General features: G+C 36.1%; 16 protein-coding genes. 6 read left to right on the top strand and 10 right to left on the bottom strand.

The genetic code is table 11. The features are described 5' to 3' along the window. Positions 1-15: 15 nt before the first annotated feature. Positions 16-195, top strand: a complete 180-nt coding sequence (locus tag ACT4_RS07040) for a hypothetical protein (protein WP_004881297.1) — start codon at positions 16-18, stop codon at positions 193-195. A gap of 32 nt (positions 196-227) precedes the next feature. On the opposite strand, the gene ACT4_RS07045 is transcribed toward ACT4_RS07040, so the two are convergent. After that, complete coding sequence (locus ACT4_RS07045) at positions 228-1424, bottom strand: NAD(P)/FAD-dependent oxidoreductase (protein ID WP_007480975.1); 1197 nt, start codon at positions 1422-1424, stop codon at positions 228-230. A gap of 142 nt (positions 1425-1566) precedes the next feature. Between ACT4_RS07045 and ACT4_RS07050 the strand changes: the two genes are divergently transcribed. Continuing rightward, a complete protein-coding gene (locus ACT4_RS07050) occupies positions 1567-1932 on the top strand; it encodes a hypothetical protein (protein WP_007480977.1) in 366 nt (121 codons plus the stop codon). A 42-nt stretch (positions 1933-1974) separates the two neighbouring features. Here the strand turns inward: ACT4_RS07050 and ACT4_RS07055 are convergent, their stop codons facing one another. From ACT4_RS07055 to ACT4_RS07070, 4 genes are all read right to left on the bottom strand, one after another. Then, on the bottom strand, positions 1975-2841 hold the full coding sequence (locus ACT4_RS07055; RefSeq protein WP_007480979.1) for a 1-aminocyclopropane-1-carboxylate deaminase/D-cysteine desulfhydrase: 867 nt from the start codon (positions 2839-2841) through the stop codon (positions 1975-1977). Between the two features lie 66 nt (positions 2842-2907). After that, entirely contained in the window at positions 2908-4089 is a 1182-nt protein-coding gene (locus tag ACT4_RS07060; RefSeq protein WP_007480981.1) for an HlyD family secretion protein, read from the bottom strand. 29 nt (positions 4090-4118) lie between these two features. Then, positions 4119-5765, bottom strand: coding sequence for an MFS transporter (locus tag ACT4_RS07065; RefSeq protein ID WP_007480983.1), 1647 nt, complete (start codon positions 5763-5765; stop codon positions 4119-4121). 12 nt (positions 5766-5777) lie between these two features. Next, positions 5778-6326, bottom strand: coding sequence for a TetR/AcrR family transcriptional regulator (locus ACT4_RS07070; RefSeq protein ID WP_007480985.1), 549 nt, complete (start codon positions 6324-6326; stop codon positions 5778-5780). Between the two features lie 184 nt (positions 6327-6510). Between ACT4_RS07070 and ACT4_RS07075 the strand changes: the two genes are divergently transcribed. Both ACT4_RS07075 and ACT4_RS07080 read left to right on the top strand, forming a co-directional pair. Then, positions 6511-7188 carry a DUF1345 domain-containing protein gene (locus ACT4_RS07075; RefSeq protein WP_034604740.1) on the top strand — a complete coding sequence of 226 codons (678 nt, stop codon included), beginning with the start codon at positions 6511-6513 and terminating at the stop codon, positions 7186-7188. Between the two features lie 101 nt (positions 7189-7289). Further along, positions 7290-8048: a class I SAM-dependent methyltransferase gene (locus tag ACT4_RS07080; protein WP_007480988.1), complete on the top strand. Its 759-nt coding sequence runs from the start codon at positions 7290-7292 to the stop codon at positions 8046-8048. Positions 8049-8092: 44 nt separating this feature from the next. Here ACT4_RS07080 and ACT4_RS07085 read toward each other — a convergent pair whose 3' ends face one another. Next, on the bottom strand, positions 8093-9715 hold the full coding sequence (locus ACT4_RS07085; RefSeq protein WP_007480990.1) for an oleate hydratase: 1623 nt from the start codon (positions 9713-9715) through the stop codon (positions 8093-8095). A gap of 363 nt (positions 9716-10078) precedes the next feature. On the opposite strand from ACT4_RS07085, the gene ACT4_RS07090 reads away from it, so the two are divergent. Then, on the top strand, positions 10079-10702 hold the full coding sequence (locus tag ACT4_RS07090) for a LysE family translocator (protein ID WP_007480992.1): 624 nt from the start codon (positions 10079-10081) through the stop codon (positions 10700-10702). Between the two features lie 57 nt (positions 10703-10759). On the opposite strand, the gene ACT4_RS07095 is transcribed toward ACT4_RS07090, so the two are convergent. After that, positions 10760-11731, bottom strand: a complete 972-nt coding sequence (locus ACT4_RS07095; protein WP_034604786.1) for an MBL fold metallo-hydrolase — start codon at positions 11729-11731, stop codon at positions 10760-10762. A gap of 154 nt (positions 11732-11885) precedes the next feature. Between ACT4_RS07095 and ACT4_RS07100 the strand changes: the two genes are divergently transcribed. Then, a complete protein-coding gene (locus tag ACT4_RS07100) occupies positions 11886-12641 on the top strand; it encodes a P-loop NTPase fold protein (RefSeq protein WP_007480996.1) in 756 nt (251 codons plus the stop codon). Here ACT4_RS07100 and ACT4_RS07105 read toward each other — a convergent pair. The 3 genes from ACT4_RS07105 to ACT4_RS07115 all read right to left on the bottom strand — a co-directional run bounded on the left by ACT4_RS07105 (position 12632) and on the right by ACT4_RS07115 (position 20185). Next, positions 12632-12961 (bottom strand): hypothetical protein, encoded by a 330-nt coding sequence (locus ACT4_RS07105; RefSeq protein ID WP_007480998.1) that lies wholly within the window; start codon positions 12959-12961, stop codon positions 12632-12634. The two genes, ACT4_RS07100 and ACT4_RS07105, sit on opposite strands and share 10 nt — an antisense overlap. A gap of 347 nt (positions 12962-13308) precedes the next feature. Further along, a complete protein-coding gene (locus ACT4_RS07110) occupies positions 13309-13956 on the bottom strand; it encodes a hypothetical protein (protein WP_007481000.1) in 648 nt (215 codons plus the stop codon). After that, entirely contained in the window at positions 13946-20185 is a 6240-nt protein-coding gene (locus ACT4_RS07115) for a hypothetical protein (protein ID WP_007481002.1), read from the bottom strand. Before ACT4_RS07115 ends, ACT4_RS07110 begins: the two co-directional genes overlap by 11 nt. Positions 20186-20387 lie beyond the last annotated feature (202 nt).

Below are 20387 nucleotides of genomic sequence, written 5' to 3' on the forward strand. Positions count from 1 at the left end.
CTATAGGAGAATTAAATGAAGAAGCCTAACCGCGTATTTGCGCCAATTATTATTGCTGGAATCACTGTTGGCTTTTTAGCTAGTGCTTATAAATTTGTGGTTGCTAAATCCAGTCCAAGCAAAGAGAAGACGGTTTCGAATGCACAGCAAGCACCTTCTTCAGAGGCGGCCAATTCCTCAGATCACCATAGTTAAATCCATCATAATCTGCCGAATCGACACTGGAATTAAACGAATTGAGCAGCAGCTTGTGCGGATGACCATGCCCATTGGAAGTTATATCCGCCTAAATGACCTGTCACATCCAGTACTTCGCCGACAAAATATAAGCCTTTCTGTTTTTTGCTTTCCATCGTTTTGGATGACACTTCGCTGGTATCGACACCACCTAGTGTGACTTCGGCTGTTCGATAGCCTTCTGTGCCAGATGGTTTTACTGAAAATGCATGAAGATGTGTTGCAATGTGTTCAAGCTGAGCATCGCTAATATTTCCTATCGCGGTTTCGCTTTGTTCTGCCCAAATCAGTTGCTGCAATTCTAAGACAATACTTTTCGCGGTGAATTCATTCAGTAAAGTCCTGAGTAGAACTTTAGGTTGCGCTTTTTTCTTTTCTTTAAAAAATTCAGTTAAATCTTGGCTTGGGAAGAAGTCAATTTTAAAACTTTCACCGACATGCCAATAGTTAGACAGTTGCAATGAACTTGGTCCACTTAAACCACGATGTGTAAAGAGTAGGGCTTCGGTGAATTGATGACGGTCATTGATCAACGTTGCATCTAAAGCATTACCACTCAAGCGAGTCGTTACTTCTTTAAACTGATCTGAAAAGGTAAATGGAACTAAACCCGCACGGGTTGGATAAACATGGTGTCCAAACTGTTGTGCAAGCTCGTAGCCGAATCCAGAACCACCCAAAGTTGGAATAGATAAACCGCCAGTCGCGACAACAAGAGATTCACATTGGTAAGTTCCCTGATTGGTATCAACGATAAAACCTGAATCAGATTTGGTTTGGACATTCTGAACTTCACAATGCGTTTGAATATTCACGTACTTTGCTTTTTCACATTCTGTGAGCAACATTTCTAGGATTTCTTTTGCGCCTTTTAAAGTAAAAAGCTGACCATGCTTGCGTTCTTCATATTCGATGCCATATTCACAGACCATAGCAATGAAGTCCCAATTGGTGTAGCGAGTCAATGCGGAAATTACGAAATGTGGATTTTCTGAAAGATAGTTGGATGGCTCAACATCAAGATTGGTAAAGTTACATTTACCACCACCAGACATCAAAATCTTTTTGCCTACTTTATTGGCTTTTTCGAGTACCACCACGGAGCGCCCACGTTTAGCTGCTTCGGCAGCCAGCATCAAGCCCGATGCACCAGCACCTAAAACGACAACATCCACTTGATGAACCATGAGCAATACTCGATAGAATATGAAAAGCGGGCAATTATAAAAGATTTAAAGCATTTTGAGTATGTTGATTGTTGGGTTAAAAAATATACTTTTAAAATTAAAGCATGTTATAAAGTTGGTCTCGATAGAGGGGATTAGAATAATGAATGATAAGACATTTTTAGAAGATACTTCGCCAAATAAACAAGATCAATTGAGACAATACACACTGATTGCTTATGGATTATATGCTGCCAGTATTTTTGTCGGTTTGACCAGTATTGCGGCTGTGATTATGAATTATATCAAGCGTGATGAGGTTAAAGGCACATGGCTTGAGAGTCATTTTGAATGGCAGATAAAAACATTTTGGATTACTTTAATCGCTGGACTGATTGGTTTTGTCCTGACATTTGTTTTGATTGGCATACCTGTTTTACTTGCGGCTTCGATTTGGTTTATTTATCGAATTGTCAAAGGCTTGGTCGTGTTTATGGATAACAAACCGATTGGGGATGGTTGGTTTTAAGTTTCATTTTTAAAAAATCAGAGCTGCCTGCGGGCGGCTTTTTTATTTGATGCGCCCCTGTAACCCGCCTGTATGAATCACTAAAACTCTAGTATGAGTAGGAAAATGATTTTTTCCAATTAAATCAAATAAACCCATCATCATTTTAGCCGTATAGACTTGCTCCAAGGGAATGGCATGTTGCTGTTCAAATTGCAGCATAAATTGCAGCAGCTCAGGAGAGCTCTTTGCATAGCCACCACCGCAATATTGATCAGTGAGCGACCAATTAAGTTTATCAGTCCATTGTTGAATATCGTGTCGAAGAAATTCACCTTTTAATGCAGAAAACCCCAAAACTTGTTGTCGATTTGAACTGCTTTCAATGATTCCTGCAATCGTTCCGCCAGTACCTACTGGACAGCAAATGACATCATAATTTGTTTGATCTTCGGGCGATAAAATCTCTTGTGTTCCTTTGAGTGCAAATGTATTTGTTCCACCCTCAGGAATGATATACGCATCAGGATAGTGTTGTTTTAGTTGTAGCTGATAATCCGTGTCATGCCGTAGTCGATATTCAGCTCGACTGACAAAATGAAGTTGCATACCAAAATCATTGGCGGTTTGTAGGGTGGGATTGAGTGATTGTGTGTGTAGCTCATCACCACGAATAATGCCGATGCTTTGAAAGCCGAATAACTGTGCCGCATACGCCGTTGCTGCAATATGATTTGAATAAGCACCGCCAAAGGTAAGGATTTGCTTAAAACCTAGTTGCTGTGCTTCGAGTAGATTGTATTTGAGTTTAAAAAACTTATTTCCTGAGATTTGAGGATGAATCAGGTCAAGGCGCTTCACCGTGATCTGAACAGGATAAGGGGTATCTAATGTTTGATAAGGGGTAGGAAAAGCAATGTGATCAAACATGTTTCAACATCAGAAATCGGTTTGATCACATTGTAAATGTATTTGATTGAGACTGTCAGTAGGTCTTTAGGAATCTGTGTTGACTGAGGTAATCACAGACATCCCTGGACGTAGGTTTTCGATACCTTCTTGATTTGGATCAATCGTGATACGTACTGAGATACGTTGAACGACTTTCGTAAAATTACCCGTCGCATTATCTGGTTTAAGCACACTAAACTCTGAACCAGCAGCAGGAGAAATTTGCTCAACGTGTCCTGTAAACTTTTGATGATTGAGCGCATCTACTGTGAAATAGGCTTTTTGTCCAATTTTCATATTGGCAATTTGAGTTTCTTTAAAGTTGGCAATCACCCAAGTTTGTTTGGGAATCAAATAAAGTAGTTGTGTTCCAGCGGCGACATATTGTCCAACTCGAGGATTGACCTCACCCAGTTGACCATCAAGCGGTGCAGTAATCGTGCTGTAATCTTTGGTGGTATTGGCTTGATCTAATTGAGCTTGAGCACTATTGACCTGCGCTTTTAATCCGCTCTCGGCAACTTGAGCCGTTTTTAACGCTTCTTGAGCAACTAAAATATTGGCCTGAGCTTGTTTGAGTAAAGCCAAATTATTTTGTGCATCTGCCGCAGCTTTATCCTGTTCAGATTTTGAAGCAGCACCACTATTTCCAAGTTGTTGATAGCGTTTAAGCTGTGCAACAGACAAATCGTATTGTGCTTTCACTTGATCCAGTTTCGCTTGTGCTGAAACTACATCTGCTTGGCGTTGTGCAATCGCTTGAGTTTGATTAGCAAGGCTATTTTGTGCTTGTTCTACGCCAGAAACAGCCTGAGTCACTTTTTGGTCATAGGTTGTTGCATCGATATGCATTAGTACTTGACCTTGCTTAACGTGATCAAAATCTTTTACTAACACATCTTTGATATAACCATTGATTTGCGACGAGAGAATCGTTGTTTTTCCTTTTACATAGCTGTTATCTGTTTGTTCAACAGCTGTATGGAATGGCCCAATCCTCCAAGCCCATAAAATAATGGTAATCCCGACCAGCAATACCAATAACATCCACCACAAGGTTGAGCGTTTGGTTTTAATCAGTTTACTCGTTGGAGGAGGTGGCGGAGGAGGCAATTGATTTGGTGTTTCAGATGCTTTCGCTGTCTCCGTCTCCGTCTCCGTCTCCGCTTTGGCTTGCTCCACTTGGGTTGCCTGATTTTCGGGTTTCTCTTGATTTTCGTCTGACATAATCTTTTCTCAATCAAATACTATAAGGGTTAATTTGCTGCTTGCTGATTTCTTCGGGTGATGTACTTATTGCGGACATACTTAAACAAGCCCCATAGCAGTAAAATGACGGCAAAAATGCCATTCAGTACGATCACATCGTTATAGGCACGAACTTGTGCTTCACGAGTGACGACTTTATTTAAGTTCTGAGCAGCTTGATTACTTTGCAAAACAGGATCATTGGTTGTAACCATGGCGCTATGCTGATAAGTCTGTAAACGTTGTGCGACAAGTGGGTTTGTTGGATCCAAGTTGCTGTTGATCTCAACTTTATAATTATTGGTTTGGTGTTGTTGGTAGGTATTAAAAAATGATGAGCCAACCAAACCACCAAAGTTCTGTGTTGCCGAGAACAACACGATAAAGGTCACGACATATTGTGGACCGCGTTGTAATGTCCGCATGAAACCCATTAGTAGCAGTGGACCAATGAATACACCGCCTGCAAAACTCACTAAAAATTGACTACGATAAAAGTTTGCTGGACGGACATCACTGGTCAGGTGATAGTCCAATGCACAAGCAATTAAAATTAAAATTTCGGCGAGGAATAAATTTAAAATCAAACGCTCACGATGAAAGGTAATCGCACTGAAAACCGAACCAGCAATCGTTCCGCAGAAGATCACAACATAAAGTGGCACAAATTGGTCAGGTCCCATTCCCATAGTTTTCAAAAAGTTCACTGCGGCATAGCTTTGTTCCGACATTAATAAGCGTAGAGCAAAGGCGCTCACGATAAAGCTTAATAACTCTCCTGCTGCAAGCCATCGAGTCATGATCAGTGGGTTGCTACGATAGTGTTCGTAGGTTAGGCCAAGTACGATGAGGCAAAAACCGACAATCAAGATATAGGCCAGCCATGGACTATTGAACCACCAAAGAATAGGGCCTTGAGTTAAAACAATACATAAACAAGCAAAACCGGGTGCGAGTAAAGCAAAGGTAAAGAAATCTTGTTTCTCGAAAACATCTAAACGTAAGCTTCGTGGTAGTTTGAGCGACACGACCATTGCAAAACAGCAAATTGCTAAGCCTAATTCAAAGGTGTAAATCACATCCCACTGATTCGCACTCAAAAGAAAAGGCGAAATAATCCAAGCTAATGGCAGCCCAAGTTGTTGGAAACCGAAAGCCAAATAAATCCCTTTCGGCATATCTGCACGGCTAAAGGCTTGCATGGTGTAATACATGCCTAATGAACTGAGTGGGGCAGCAGCTAAACCCGCGATGAAACGCACGAAAAGTGCCATTTCATAGGTCTTAACAAAGATATGCAGAATCAAAACGCCGATAAAAACCAGCAGACCAATTTCTGAAAATAAGCGTAAACCATACTGCTGACGCGCTTTAAATAGAATCAAGTTGGAACTGACATTCGCCATCACATACACAGCAGGTAACCATGCTGCCTGTGATGGTGTTAAGCCATATTCACCCTGAAAAATGGGTAAGTTTGCAACAATAAAGCCGTTACTTAGACTTGCTGCAATCGCGATAAATAAACCAATAACAAAATAGGCCAAGCGCTTCGGTGTTGCATGGGCAATAGCCGCAGGTGACCCGGGCAAAGTTGGACGCTCATCCACAGACCAGTTTGGAGGGGTTTCAAGATAGCGAGGTGTTTTATCCATATTATCCTCGAACTAAATTTTAATGCCGTTTAATAATAATTCTATTGCACGTCTAGCGAGCCTAACTTGATCGGCAGCAGTATGTCCTTGAAATGAAGAACCTAAAATCGCCGTGATCATCGCAAAATCTCGCGTGGTTAAATCAGGGCGGCATAAATGATGTTGTATAGCTTGATCAATGAGTGGTTGTAATGCTTTATCTCGCCGTTCATAAATATTTAGCATGATTGGGTCTTGGCGATCAATAATGCGCCAGTAATCAATCAGTACAACGAGCTGAGGAAGTTGTTCCAAATTACTTTCAATCAAACGAATGAAACCATCGTCATAGGGCATCAAAGCCTGTGCTCTTTGCTCTAAACGTGTAATTGCACGTTCTAATAATGCTGCTATCAGTGCCTTACGATCGGCAAAGTTTCGATAAAAGGTTGCTCGGCCAACACCTGCATGATCAATAATCACCTGTAATGGCACATGAACGCCTTGTACTCTGAAGACTTCTTCAGCAGCATTCAGTAATTCATCACGATTGTGAGCTGCCAATTGTTGACGTTTGACCATGAGAGAAATTCGATTAGAAACTTAACTAATATTTAACGGACATTTTTGTCCGATGTAAATATGGAGCATTTCTTTATTTTGTTTAGTTTCAGTAAAAGAAGGCTTTTAACTCAATTATTCAGCGAGATTCAGTGCTAAAAATAGAAGAAATAATTTTAGTAAAAACATAATAGATAGGTCGATCATGCGAGCATTTGCATCTCGTTTCGCCAGAGGGGTGAAGCACCGCCCATATTTATCAGCAACTTTTTCATTGGGTTTGTTGATTTATGCAGTTTTGCATTTTTTTACTCAGTGGCATTGGGCAACATGCTTGCAACTAGGATGGAATATTGCGATTTGGCTGTATTTATTTTTGACGCTAAAAATGATGTGGCATTTAGATGCGGCACATATTCTTGAGCGAGCGAAACAGCAAGATGAAGGCAAATGGATGATCTTGGTCGCTGTATTAATCGCGATTGTCGTGTGTTTTATTTCAATTGTGGTGCAGTTGAGTCATGTTCCCAAAGATAATGCCGTCTTGAAAGGTATTCTAATTTTACTAACAATCGGGACAATCTTTTCTACATGGTTGTTATTACATACCTTATTTGCTATTCATTATGCGCATGATTATTACCTTGCAAAAAGTCATTCAGATGAGACTGGCTTGGAGTTTCCTAAAACAGAACAACCTGATTATCTCGATTTCATTTATTTTAGTTATATTATTGGTACCTCGGCGCAGACAGCTGATGTTTCGATTACCAATTCTCAAGTCAGGCATCTTAATATTTTTCATTGTGTGCTGGCTTTTGTTTTTAATACGGTGATTTTGGCGGTCGCAATCAATGTTGCAGCAAGTCTGATCGGGTTTTAATTGATAACTTATTTTTATTGATTTTATTAAAATTCATCATTTTTATTTTTATAATGAGTTGGCTATTTTAAAAAGCACCACGATTCTTTTTTGGAATAATAATGAATACCCAACATCATGTTAATCAGCAGCAATATCAAGACAAATCTCAAGCTTATTTAAATAGTTCAGTGCATGCACAGGGCATCGAGTTTGAGAAAATGCAGCAATGCATCCACACCCATCAATTAAGAAAAGTTTTAGATTTAGGCTGTGGTGGTGGTCATGTTAGCTATCAAGTTGCACCACATGTAGAACAAGTAACAGCCTATGATTTAACACCGTCGATGGTTGAATTGGTTGTGTCTCAAGCACAGCAAAAAGGATTGCAAAATGTCGTAGGACAACAAGGTGCAGCAGAATCTTTAGCTTTTGCCGATGGCAGTTTTGATTGTGTTATTAGCCGTTATTCAGCGCATCATTGGCAGAATGTCGCTCAGGCCATGAGTGAGATGCACCGTGTATTAACAGCATCAGGTAAAGCCATTATTATTGATATTTTAGGCAATTCACATCCAGTTATTGATACATTTTTTCAGACGATAGAAACGATTCGTGATCCGAGTCATGTTCGAAATTATAGTTTGCAAGAATGGATGCGTTTTGCAGAATATGCAGGATTTAAAGTTGAAACGATTGAAAAACAATCCTTGAATTTAGAGTTTCAAAGTTGGACGGAACGCATGCAAACACCAGCTCATGCTGTGCAGACCATTCGATATTTACAAAGCAAAGCATCTGATCAAGCCCAAGAATATTATCAAGTTCAGTCGGATGGTTCGTTTACCAGTGAAGTTGTTTATCTGGTTTTGTCTAAATAGAAACTAAGGAATAAGTCAGAGCTGACCTATTCCTTATCATTTGATTAGTGGAAGACCGCTTCTAAAGCTTTTAACCCCACTTTTGGATCAAGTAATCCATTGTAAATATCAGGCACTTCTCGATCGACACCAAATAGTTCATAGATGGCGAGCATTGCCCCACGAATTGAATATTCGACTGTAAACACTACATCATCTTCAAGTTCAACGAACTGACCTAAGAATGCAAAATTTGCTGCATTTTCAGGAATCAAAAGTGGACGATCGCCTTCTTTACGACATGCGAAAAGCGCTGAAGCATAAGGCATCATGACGGTTGTGATATCCGTGTGCGCAAGTACATGATCTAAAATATCGTCAAAACCAAGTTGGTGGATCAATTCAATTAAGATTTCCTGACCTGTCGCTTCACTCATTGGTTTTTTAATATAGTCACCGATATGATCGATTTCAAAACCATAACCCCATAGCGTAAATTTGCCTTCAGGTAAGTCTGCAAAATGGGGTTGAGCAGGGACGACCACAGAAAGATGCCAACCAGACTCAAACCATGTCATTAATGCGCCAGTTCCGGGTTCATTTCCTGTATAAGCAATAATACGTTTCAGCAGCACATCATCATGCATTGTCAGCGTAAATGACTTCCATTTATGTTCATCGACATTGCCATAAAACGTCATAGGTCGACCGAAGTCAGGTGCTTTTTGCGCTAATGTCTCCCATAAACGCCATCCATGATCTTGTCGATCTCGAATCAGGTCAGGGACATCATGTTTATCGCCGTAACGTGAGTCTGCCGTAATAGAACCAAGCGTAAACAGTGCGACATCTTCAGCGTTAAGTTCAATCTGTTCTGTACCTTCTGGAACTTTTAAATAAAGTTTAGTTGCTTTACGTTCACCTGTTTGTGCATCTTCACTAAAATCTGCATCGGTGACATAGCTGCCAAAACGAACATCAACGCCTTGTTCAACTAACCAGCGTTGTAATGGCAAAATCATAGAATCATATTGGTTGTATTTAGTCCGTTTAACACCTGCTAAAGTGTGGATTCTTGGTAGTTCTTGGATAAATCTTAGGAAATAACGACGTAGTTCCACCGCACTATGCCACTTCTGGAATGCAAATGTGGTACGCCACATCCGCCAGAAATTGGTTTGAAAAAATGCGTCATCAAAAAACTCATCAATACGACGACTACCAATACGATTTTCTTTTAGGGCAAGCAGTCTGAGCATTTGAGCACGATGCATGGTCGACAGCCCCAATTTCTCAGCATCTAAAATCGTGTGTTTTGAGTCAATCAAACGGGCTTGAGCATGGGTTTTGATTTGCTCATTAAACTTTGTGCATTCTTCTCTAACTGAGGTATTTGGATCTTCCAAAGAAGGAATCGTTGAAAATAAGTCCCAAGTACATAAATAGGTTTCATCTGTGAGCATGCGCCCGCCACGAGTTACCCATGCATGATTAGGATTGAGCGGATTATGACCACCATCCATTGAGCCACCAGAAACGTCTAGCTCTTCTAAAATATGAATATTTTGTGCTGGCACTTTTGCATCTCGAATTGCAAATGCAGCAGCAGCCATACCTGCAATACCGCCGCCAACAATCCAGATATGTGATTTTGAAGTATTTAATGCGTTGTGTTTTTTACTTTGCATCTAATGTGCCTCATTGTTTTTTTGATAAAATGGATAAAACCATAATTTTATTATGGGTTTTATGTGATGGAAAATAAATGAAATTTACAATTAAAAATATTATAAATTTTGATCGTAAAATTAGTTTTATGGAAAAAACGGATATTTTATAAACTCAGCATTAGACTGTGTTATGTTCTAAGCATTCAAGCAGAAAAAAGAATTGAGCTTTTGCTCTAAATTTAAGATTTTAAAAATATTAATAATCTATCAGTAAATCTTTTCAGAAAAATTAATGATCTTCTCTAAAAATTTTTCTATCTCTAAAAAGTAGTTTTAAAGTAAAATATTCGCTGGAAAATTCTTCTAATCTTGAGGTTTATCTTGGAATCTTTATTGATTTTAGGTTCGATTGCGTTGGCACTTATGCTTGGTGCAATTAGCCCAGGTCCTACATTTATTTATGTGGCAAAAAACTCAATTGCGATTTCACGTAAACACGGGTTATTTACAGCACTTGGCACGGGTACAGGTGCGGCTTTATTTGGGTTTTTAGCGGTCATGGGGCTACAGGCGATTTTATTGGCTGTACCATCAGCGTACTTGATTTTAAAAGTGTGTGGTGGTCTCTACTTACTTTGGCTGGCCTATAAAATTATTAAACATGCCAAAGAGCCGATGGAAACAGCTGATAACTCAGTTCAAACAATGAGTTTTGCGCAAGCTTATCGATTAGGCTTGATCACACAGTTAAGTAATCCCAAAATTGCAATCGTATTGGCAAGTATTTTCACGGCATTATTGCCGAAAGAAATTCCAACCTATTTTTACGTTGTTTTGCCAATGTTGTGCTTCTTTATTGATGCAGGATGGTATTCCTTAGTCGCTGTTGCACTATCTGCGGAAGGGCCACGAAAAGTCTATTTAAAATCGAAAGCGATTTTTGATCGTGTATCGGGTGGGGTAATGACGCTGCTTGGTTTGAAGTTGATTTTTGGAATGAAGTAATAAAAAAGAGCGACCAACAAGGTCGCTTTTTTATAGGTTAAATTCTGCTTATTCCACTTAATCTTTAAAATGGATCGGAATCCATTGATAGCTTTTTCCATCAGCTGAATAGATATGCCCAATACCCGGAAATGGTAAATGTGGTGCAGCAATGGTTTGACCATTTTTAGCAAAATTTGCAAATTGTTTTAAGCGAGTTTCAACGGCTTTTTTCGGGTCAATATCATATTCGATTGCAGTTTCAGGCCGATCAAACTGAACAGTGTGTGAATGAACAATATCTCCAATAAACACGATGCTTTCACCTTTGGTTTTTAGCTCATAGCTAAAATGCCCCGGTGTATGTCCAGCCGTATTAATGACTTTAAAACCTTGAATGTCGTCACCAAGTTTATAGGTTTTAAAGCGTTGTTTGGCTTGGTAAGGCGCAATCGCTTGTTTAATTTTCTCAACCGTACCTAAGTAATTGGCTTGTTTTTCTTTCGGTAGTTTTGCTGCTTGTTTCGGATCTAACCAAAAACTTGCTTCATCATTTGATACGTATACGGTTGCATTAGGGAAATTGGCAACGCCATCTTTACTGATACCACAGACATGGTCGGGATGTAGATGTGTGAGTAAAATGGTATCAACTTGTTCAGGTTGATAGCCTGATGCTTTTAGATTGCTTAAAACTGAACCTAAATGTGAGCCGAAACAACTCGCTGCACCGCTATCGATTAATACCAGAGATTTTCCTATATTAACGAGGAACGCATTGATAGAGGTTTGTACGCCTTTCTCTTGATCTGCATAGTATTTCTTTAAAATCTCGTGAACTTGTTGTTGAGGTATATCTTTAAACAAGTTTGGTGACATAAAGTTAGTGCCATCGAGCAGGGCAGTGATCTGTACGTCACCAGCTTGATATTGGTAGTAACCAGCGACTTGTTTTTCTGCTTGAATTGAAGTTTGAGGAGGGGTAGCAGCAAATGTTGTAAGACTAAGGAAACTTGTACTGATCAAAGCTGATAAGAGGATTTTATTCATTGGTGAAATTTCTAAAATTTGATTGAATTGTCTATTTTTTAGCATGATAGAAGGATTTTTTTCATCTGTTTTGAAAAAATTAAATTAAATACGGATTAAAATTAAAAAATTATGCTAATTTTTCAAAAAACTTTGTAATAAGGTTCTATATATAATGACACAAGAAAATTTGATTTCAGTTCCAAATAAACATATTGAAGAATATTTAGATTATTATTTTGATGGAAAAAAGAAGTTCGAATATGCAGTTCTATTGAATGGAGCATGGGGAAGCGGAAAAACATGGTTTGTTAAGAAGTACATAGAAAAACAAATATCAAAAGACAAAAAAGTTGCATATATCAGTTTGAATGGAATTTCAAAAACTTCTGAGATTGATGAAGCAATTTTTAAATGTATTCATCCTGTACTTGGAAGTAAACAAGCTAAACTAACAGGGCAAATCTTGAAAGGTGCTTTAAAAGCTACTTTAAAAATAGACCTAGATGGTGACTCTAAACCAGATGGTTCATTAAATACTTCTATCCCTGATATAAAACTGCCTGACTATTTAAAAATCGATGATAATTTTATTTTAATTTTTGATGATTTAGAAAGATGTGAGTTGAAAATTGAAGAAACGTTGGGGTATATAAATTATTTCGTAGAACAAGAAAGTATTAAAGTATTAGTTGTTTCAAATGATACTGAAATTAAAGAAAGTGATAATTTTTTAAAGAAAAAAGAGAAATTAATTGGTATTACTTTTAATTATACAGAAGATCAAGAGTTAGCTATTAAAAGTGTTTTTGATGAATTTGTTTATATCAATAATTTTAGTCCACCTATTACATTTATCGGTAGTCCACTAATTTCACTTCAAAATTTGCCACTAAAAATATTATTACTCAACCTCTCCTTTCAACTTTGATTATTTATGGGTGGATTACCTAAAGGGATGGGGATAGGCTTAGCATTAATAATCATGTCTTTAGTGACATCTTCAATCCGTTTCTTAATTCCAGAGAGAGCTATTTTAATATCATGATCTAAATATAAAACTGTTGGAAATTCAGAACATTGACCAATAAACCTGTGCTTTTTTTCTGACCATTCGACAAAGTAATGATAAGTTTTTAAATAATGATCTCTTATAAGCAAGGCACGACAGAATTTCGATGCTTGCTTAGCATCAGCCCTCAAGCTATTGATCTCTTGGTGGGTGAGATAGTATTGGTCTTGTATAGCCATAGATCATTAAACTCATTAAGTCTTAATTAATAAAAAATTTTTATGAAATAAAAGGAAGAAATGGACAAGAAATTAAAAAAATATGAGTTAAAAACACGAAAGCTCGAACATGAATGTCGAGCCTCGGAATTGGGGTAGTTTTATACAAATTACTCCCAAAAGATATACTATGTATTTTTTGATGACTAGTCAAGTTTAATGCCTAAGATTCGATTTGTAATATATCTTTGAATAATATTTTAACACTTTGAATCCACTCAGGTTTAGTTGTATAAATATGATTTAACGTTTGCTATAGACAATCATACTTTTACAATCTTTAGTGTGAATACTTGGATACTTTAAGGCTAAGAGGTTAGTTTTGCCTCATAAGCATTTTTTAACTCTGCTAAAGCACTAATTAATTCATCTATTTTTGAAATATTATTTTTGATGATCCTATGCTCTTGATCTTGGCTAGATTGATCACCATAAAATTTATTGAATAAATTCTCATAAGCATCAAATGCCTCAATTTTCCTGATAAGTTCCGCAATTTCTTGATTATCAGTTTCATTAAGTTCATAACCTTTAAGTATGCAATTCCTTATTAATAGCCTTGAAGCTTTATCAAGTTTAAGAGCATAGTTGTACCAATATTCAGGACTAGCCTGATCTGTGGTTTTTTCTGCATTTCTAAAATTACTTAGTCCTGTGTAGAACACATCATCATTATCTAAATTTAATTTCCGTAAAGTTAAAATTAAAGATTCTATATTTTTGAAACTACTTTGGGAATGGGACTGCTGATAGCGAAATTCCCATAACTTAAAAATAGTATCTTTGATTTCTAAACCTGCTATACGTTTGTCTTCAGAAGAAGTAGGTAAATTATATTGTTCAAATAATTCTGCTAGATAGTGCAGTAACCATTGAGATAATGTATCGGTTTTATCTTCTAACTTAAATTCTTCTACTAGTCTTTTCCCTAGTTCGATAAGATTTTCAGTAGACATACATATCTCCATTCTTTTTCATTAAATAAACTCTTTTACTACTTGGTAAATACTCATCCAGTCCTTTTGAATCTTGTTTTGATTGATAACTACCATATTTATATCTACGATCGATATCTACAGAAATAATCATATCCATATCAAGTTTCTCAAGAAGTTCAAGAATGAATTTTCTATCCACTTTTAGCTTGTAACCATTTGAATATTCATAATCTTCATTTTTATATTTACCCCAAATAGAAAGATTTATAACCTTTTTATTTTCGTGAAACCAATTTTTTCTTAATGAATCAAAGGATAGATCCATTAAAGAAATGATATCTCTTGATGGTTGGGTAATCTCATATCTTAACGAAGCTCCCCATAAATCATCATCAAAATTTGATAGATCAATTTCTATCTCAGAAATCCATCCTTTTAATTCAAAATTATCTTCATCAAGTTCAAACTGTTCATCACCTGCACTAGGTAAATGATAAGAATGACTTGATTCAGCACTTTGTAAACTTCTCCAAAGCGCACTGGATGTTTTTGGGCTCACTAAGCTTGAGCGGATACGAATGTCTTTTGCCTGATCGAAATTATTTACTTCTGACCAAACACCCCATAAACAAAGTTCTGAATCACTGTGATAAATCGCATCGTTATAATCAATAGAAGCGCAACTGTAAGACCAATTTATAGAATTTTCTCTATCGTCTTTAAGCCACTCTGTTGTTATTCGAGGACATGGGTCTCTAAAATCACTTAGCCAATAAGGTTCTAAAGAGGACAAATCATATCGTCTAATCCAGTCATCAAACTCTCTCCATGAATATTCACTTGCAAGTAATGGGCTTGTTTGCAGTAGCTTATCTGCTGTAATCATCATTGCGTGGTAAGACAGATAGAAATCTAAATCTTCAACTTTAGGACTTGAACCATGGCTATGTCTTACTTGTTGCCAGTCATAAATTTCCATTTTATGACGTGCATCATTGGCTTTACGCTTATCCGTAAATCCAATTTCATTTTTTAATGTTTGAGTTGTTTCAAAGTATATGTGTGTAGGGTGTAACCCAAACATTGAGCCTAACGGATCAAGCCAGTAAGGTCCAAAATCAATACCAAATGAATCAATTTCATCTTGATTCATATCTGAATATTTTGAAAGATCAATAGCTTCTCGTTCTACTTTATTAAAATTAGATTTACCAACACCCTGATAGGTTTTAATTTCTTCTTCATTTAGGGTTATAAGCTTTAAACTAAATAGATTTAGAAGAATTTTTGAAGCAAGGAGTCGAATCATCAAATGTGGTCGATTTGGATCTACTAGCTGCTTAAAAATTTCAACATATTCAGCCAAAAAGTTATTAGGGCTATATGACACTTTTAATAAAGCATTAAGTAACCATTGAGTAGCAGAGTATTGATAAAATTCAAATTTGTGATCATAAAAACTTCGGTAATTTTTATCACTAATAAAATTAATTAAATTAGACAATAATTCTCTTTGCTCAAAATCACAAAGTAACTTAACAGTATGCGCCGCTTGCCATTTAATAGTATTGAAAGGAGATGCTAGGCCAGACCAAATATAACCTGATATAGATTCTATTATATTTTCTGGTGGTGCCAATTCCTCACGCCATTGCCCATCTGCGATATCTGATCCCAAATCACTTTCCAGTAAGCCTAGACCAAATTCCAAAACCTCACAGGATTGATTAGGTGCAATCATAGGTGTAAGTAAATGAGCTATCCTAAATAATCTTTCACTTTCTAAGGTAATGGAGCTTTCACTCATGCCCTCTAAGAGAGATTGAATATAGTCAGTCTTAGGTTTCCCAGTTAACTCAATTAAAATATGTAATTTCAGATTACTCACATAAGTATCTATATAAAAATCAGCATGACGTGTTTTCAGAAATTGTTTTACTCTCGAATCTAAAACTTCTAAAAATGACATTCTACTTTTAAAGCGAGAAGGTATAGCTTTTAAAAGATCATCTAAGTCATACATTCCATTTCTAGGATTATCGAACCACCAATTGATCAATGATATTGCTTGTGACGGACTTATTTTTTGAAAAAGCTGTACATAAAAAGCTCTTTTGATCCAATGCTTATTTTCCAATTTCTGAAAATCATTAAAAGCTGAATCAAAGTCTACACTTCGATTTGAATCAGTGTAATTTTCAAAAAACACATTCCAATCAAACTTTTCTTGGTCGTAAGTTGATGAGTCAGTTGCTTCTTCTACTTGAACATAAACCTCTGAATTACTGAGGGATAAGAAAAAATCTTGAACAGTTTGATCTGTTATATGAAATGCCTCGACTAAATCTCTGAGGCGATTAATATGTTTTTCTGATGGATGAGGTACAACAATATAAAGATAGAAAATTTGTAAAACTTTTCTTTTTAGTTCATCACTTAAATCTAATGATTTAATAGAGCTTAATAGATTATCTAAGTCATATGTAGCTCCCATCGCTTTGAAAGCCAATGGTATCAATGGTGATAAAAGTGGTTCTTTAAGTAACTTATCCACCAAATTGCCTAATATTCTATCTTTATCACCAAATCTACGATCATGCCAACGGCTAGCAATAGCAAATGCTGAATTAGGATCTAAATCATAAATTGCATCAACTGTGTAATCCCATGGAAAATGTTTATCTCTATGCACATATTTATATGTCAATTCAGCACATTGACTAAAGCGATAGCATAGCCGTGGTTTTCTATTATTTTGCTCCTGTCCAGCTCTTACGCCATAGCAAAGTAATGCATTCCATCGTTGTAGATTTTCTTCGCCTAGTTTACTACTTACTTCAATGGCTTTATTTAATATTGCAGTAGCTTCTTCTTGATCCAGAGGAAAAATTGATTGTGCGATTGACATATAATCACTAACCAATATTTCTGCATGATCATCACTAGTTTCAAGTGTTTCTAAATTTTTTTCTATATTTTGATAACAATAATCTTCCAATCCATATTGTTTCTGCAAAGCCAAAATAAACGTGAAATGATTACGGGTTTGAGGATAAATTTTTTCTTTGAAATTGTTTTCTATCTGTGGGTAAGTTTCTTGGCTAAGATGATTATTTAAAATTAAAATATCGAACCAAATTTTTGCAATTTCATTCTCAAGATGATTTCCATATTCTCTATAAGAATATCCTTGAGCCTTATTTGAATCTAATTTAGCTTGTTCAATCAATGAATCAAGTTTTTCAGGCAAGATTGGCTCAATGATTGAATGAGCATATAATTTGTACCATGGTAAAACTGCTGCAACATCTCGTTTTAATGTTGTAATTTCCTCTGATGAGCTATAGGACGTATCTTTTAAGAATTCGTCTTTTAATCTATCAGATACTAAATCAATTAGTTCTAATGACTTATTATCCCATGCTTTATGTAAAGCATAAGCTTTCATGTAGGTGGCTCTATCTGAGTTTCCAAAACGATCTGTAATTTCATACGGTATTTGAGCAGGTAGATATTTTGATAAAATTTGATATGCTTCAGTGGAAGAACAAAGTGGTTGCTTAAATACTACTTCTAAAAAGCAAAGAATGGGAGTTAGACCAATATCAAGTTTTACTTTGGCGTAACTCAGTAATTTTAAAATTCGTGAAAAATTTTCAGAATGGATAACATAGTGATTTAATTTAAGTATCTGTACAGCACCTAAAGTTAAAAATAGGTTATTACCTGATTTATCTAATATTTCCTGTATGATTCCTTTTTTATTGAGTTTAATTAGCTCTATAGTTGTAAGCTTGGCTACTTCATAACTTATACTTTTTGGACGCCATCTACGAAGCCAATTAATAGCATAGTCAACTCCCTCTAAAGTAATTAAGGTAATAAAATAATCACTAATCTCTTTATATTCTATTTTGTGATTATGTTTTTGATCTTTTGGAAGTTTAAACCAACTAATTAACCATTCATTAGCTATACGAAGTTTACTGCGAGATTCTCCATGAAACTCTTCTCGATATGAGAGAAGTTTAGCCTCAGTAATGTATTTCGAGCCGTGCCATGAACCACCTTTAAATACTTTTTCAGAGATTAATTCTAAAATTTGATTATCATTAAAAGTTGTACCAACTAGATCAATATTTTCTTCCAGTAATTGATGTTGCCTAGTCTCTGCTGCAACCTCTCCACCAGCTTTTAATGACAACTTAGCAACTTCTGTATATTTACCAAGTTTTAGGCCAGCTTTAATTGCAAATTGTAGACGTTGCAATTCGACCTTTCTTTTTTCTAGAGTAGAATTAGTTGGTAACATTTCAGAATTCAAAGATAGTTCAACTAATTCCTCAAAATTACCTGCATCCATCAAGATTTGAGGTAGTACAGAAGCAGCATATACAGAATTTACAGCGAGAGGTTTAAGTTTATAAATAAACTCATTCAGTAAGCCAATATCTTTTGGTTTGTAAATTTCACGGAACCAAGACTCAGTTGGCTCATCAACAAATTGAATATTATTGTCGCTAAGACGAATTGGATGACCACCTATATCAGCAATAATACTTCTTATTTGATCAGCCCTGATATCAGTTAAATCCGATAAAGTTTGAAGTGGAATTAAGGGACGTAAAATAGCAATTGAAGTGAGCAATAAATCAATTTCTTTTGATTCAGAGTGATTTTGTTCTTTGAATGTAGAAATTGCCTTGTCTAATAAATCTTTGATTGTATCTTCTACACTTTTTGGGGTTCCACCGAAGAATGAAAGAATCTCATGCAAAGTTAAGTTCTGTTCTAAAGCAATGCCTTGGACTCGTGGATTTCCACTAGTAAGTCTATGAAACTCTATGGCGTCTTGTGTTGAAACTTCAGTATAGTAATTTAATAGATGTTGTTTTGTTTCATCTTCTGTAAAACCTTCTAAATCAAGAATTTCAACATCTTGCTTAGGCATTAGGAGTTCAACCCTATAAGGTCTTGCTAAAGCAATTATTTTAATATTTTTTGGTAATGTCTCTTGCAGTAGATCAGTTATAAAAGAGCGACCGTAGTTGAATTCTTCTGCTGCCATTTGAGAGTTATCAGCAGCATCAACTACTATAAATAGCTGAGCATTGTCACTAGAGATTCTTTCAGATACTTGCTTTAATCTAAACAAAAAAGCCTTGATATATTCACTAGGACCTGCGCTTGTAGTTGGTATTAATGGATGACATAAGCCCAATCCAGCTAATTCATTTGCAATTTGGACTAAACCAATTTTATGCGAATGTCTAGCTGATGAAGATTGTCTGTAATCCCCATTACCAAAACAATCATAGACAATTGATAGAGATCCAAATGGGATATAGTTGCGAATTTGCGTACTTAAAATTGATTTACCTACACCACCTTCAGCTTGAATAATAAATTTTTGATTACCTGATCCAATAATTGTATCAATGATAGTTCTTATGTTAAGTCTATCTACGATTTTCTCTAATTTTTTTATTAAATTTTTTACAGGAAATAAATCATCAGAATTCGTTTTTAATGCGCGAAGTACATCGTACCGCGTAATTTCTGGGGTATGTTGGTTTTCGCTAAGTGCTTTACGAGTAATAAGTTCTTTTAATTCATTAGGAGCATTAATATCATCGCCTGGTAGGTAACCAGAGACTTCTTGAGCTAGAATTTCCCGTTGAGCTATGTAGTTTGGCTCTTGTGATGGGAATTTTATAAGCTTAATGAACTCTTCTAAATCTTGACCACTCAGACTAGTATATTCTTCTAACTTTCTAAGATTAGTAGACTTAGTAACTTGTCCTGTTTCTTGTAATTGTTTAATTGATTCATAGAAATCTGCACTAACTGCTCTATTAGAAATAAAATGAAATTCTACTTTCTTTAGAACATCTGTCTTCTGTTCAATAGTTAACAGTTTACGATATCTTTTTGAAAAACCTTTAATCGTTTTCTCTAAGTCGCTAGGTTTAAAACTATCACTTTCATGTACAGTAGTATGCTTGAGTTGGGAATAAATAATCTTAGAGGCATCTGAGAACTTGTTTGATTCGTAGTATTCGCCTACATCCACAATTTCCTCGCCATCACCCACCGTTTCAATAAATTCAGATTTACTAGGACCTTCAATAGTTAAGGTATGTAATCTGGATACAGGATTTAGAAGTAGGAGAGCTTTTCTTGAGGCCCATAAATAATGAAATTGATCGCCATCTCTACTTGTCCTGACTAAATCTGTATTACCCATGAATATACCTGTTTAAAAAATCCTAAAATGTTTCTAATTTCAAACTATTGATAACCATTTCATCGAACCGTGAAATAAACAATTAATAGGTCATGTACCACGGATACTAAGCCGATCTATAAAACTTCACTTTAGAATCTAGATCTGATGAATTTTGCTTTTTATTCCGCTTGTAATCACTTAGATGACTCTCAAATTTCTT

The sequence above is a fragment of the Acinetobacter sp. NBRC 100985 genome, from assembly GCF_000241225.1.
Taxonomy (GTDB): domain Bacteria; phylum Pseudomonadota; class Gammaproteobacteria; order Pseudomonadales; family Moraxellaceae; genus Acinetobacter; species Acinetobacter venetianus.

What these genes read in the sequence shown, in the direction of transcription:
- ACT4_RS07040 (WP_004881297.1), top strand. Translation starts at nt 16, where the DNA reads ATGAAGAAGCCTAACCGCGTATTTGCGCCAATTATTATTGCTGGAATC.
- ACT4_RS07045 (WP_007480975.1), bottom strand. Translation starts at nt 1,424, where the DNA reads ATGGTTCATCAAGTGGATGTTGTCGTTTTAGGTGCTGGTGCATCGGGC.
- ACT4_RS07050 (WP_007480977.1), top strand. Translation starts at nt 1,567, where the DNA reads ATGAATGATAAGACATTTTTAGAAGATACTTCGCCAAATAAACAAGAT.
- ACT4_RS07055 (WP_007480979.1), bottom strand. Translation starts at nt 2,841, where the DNA reads ATGTTTGATCACATTGCTTTTCCTACCCCTTATCAAACATTAGATACC.
- ACT4_RS07060 (WP_007480981.1), bottom strand. Translation starts at nt 4,089, where the DNA reads ATGTCAGACGAAAATCAAGAGAAACCCGAAAATCAGGCAACCCAAGTG.
- ACT4_RS07065 (WP_007480983.1), bottom strand. Translation starts at nt 5,765, where the DNA reads ATGGATAAAACACCTCGCTATCTTGAAACCCCTCCAAACTGGTCTGTG.
- ACT4_RS07070 (WP_007480985.1), bottom strand. Translation starts at nt 6,326, where the DNA reads ATGGTCAAACGTCAACAATTGGCAGCTCACAATCGTGATGAATTACTG.
- ACT4_RS07075 (WP_034604740.1), top strand. Translation starts at nt 6,511, where the DNA reads ATGCGAGCATTTGCATCTCGTTTCGCCAGAGGGGTGAAGCACCGCCCA.
- ACT4_RS07080 (WP_007480988.1), top strand. Translation starts at nt 7,290, where the DNA reads ATGAATACCCAACATCATGTTAATCAGCAGCAATATCAAGACAAATCT.
- ACT4_RS07085 (WP_007480990.1), bottom strand. Translation starts at nt 9,715, where the DNA reads ATGCAAAGTAAAAAACACAACGCATTAAATACTTCAAAATCACATATC.
- ACT4_RS07095 (WP_034604786.1), bottom strand. Translation starts at nt 11,731, where the DNA reads ATGAATAAAATCCTCTTATCAGCTTTGATCAGTACAAGTTTCCTTAGT.
- ACT4_RS07100 (WP_007480996.1), top strand. Translation starts at nt 11,886, where the DNA reads ATGACACAAGAAAATTTGATTTCAGTTCCAAATAAACATATTGAAGAA.
- ACT4_RS07105 (WP_007480998.1), bottom strand. Translation starts at nt 12,961, where the DNA reads ATGGCTATACAAGACCAATACTATCTCACCCACCAAGAGATCAATAGC.
- ACT4_RS07110 (WP_007481000.1), bottom strand. Translation starts at nt 13,956, where the DNA reads ATGTCTACTGAAAATCTTATCGAACTAGGGAAAAGACTAGTAGAAGAA.
- ACT4_RS07115 (WP_007481002.1), bottom strand. Translation starts at nt 20,185, where the DNA reads ATGGGTAATACAGATTTAGTCAGGACAAGTAGAGATGGCGATCAATTT.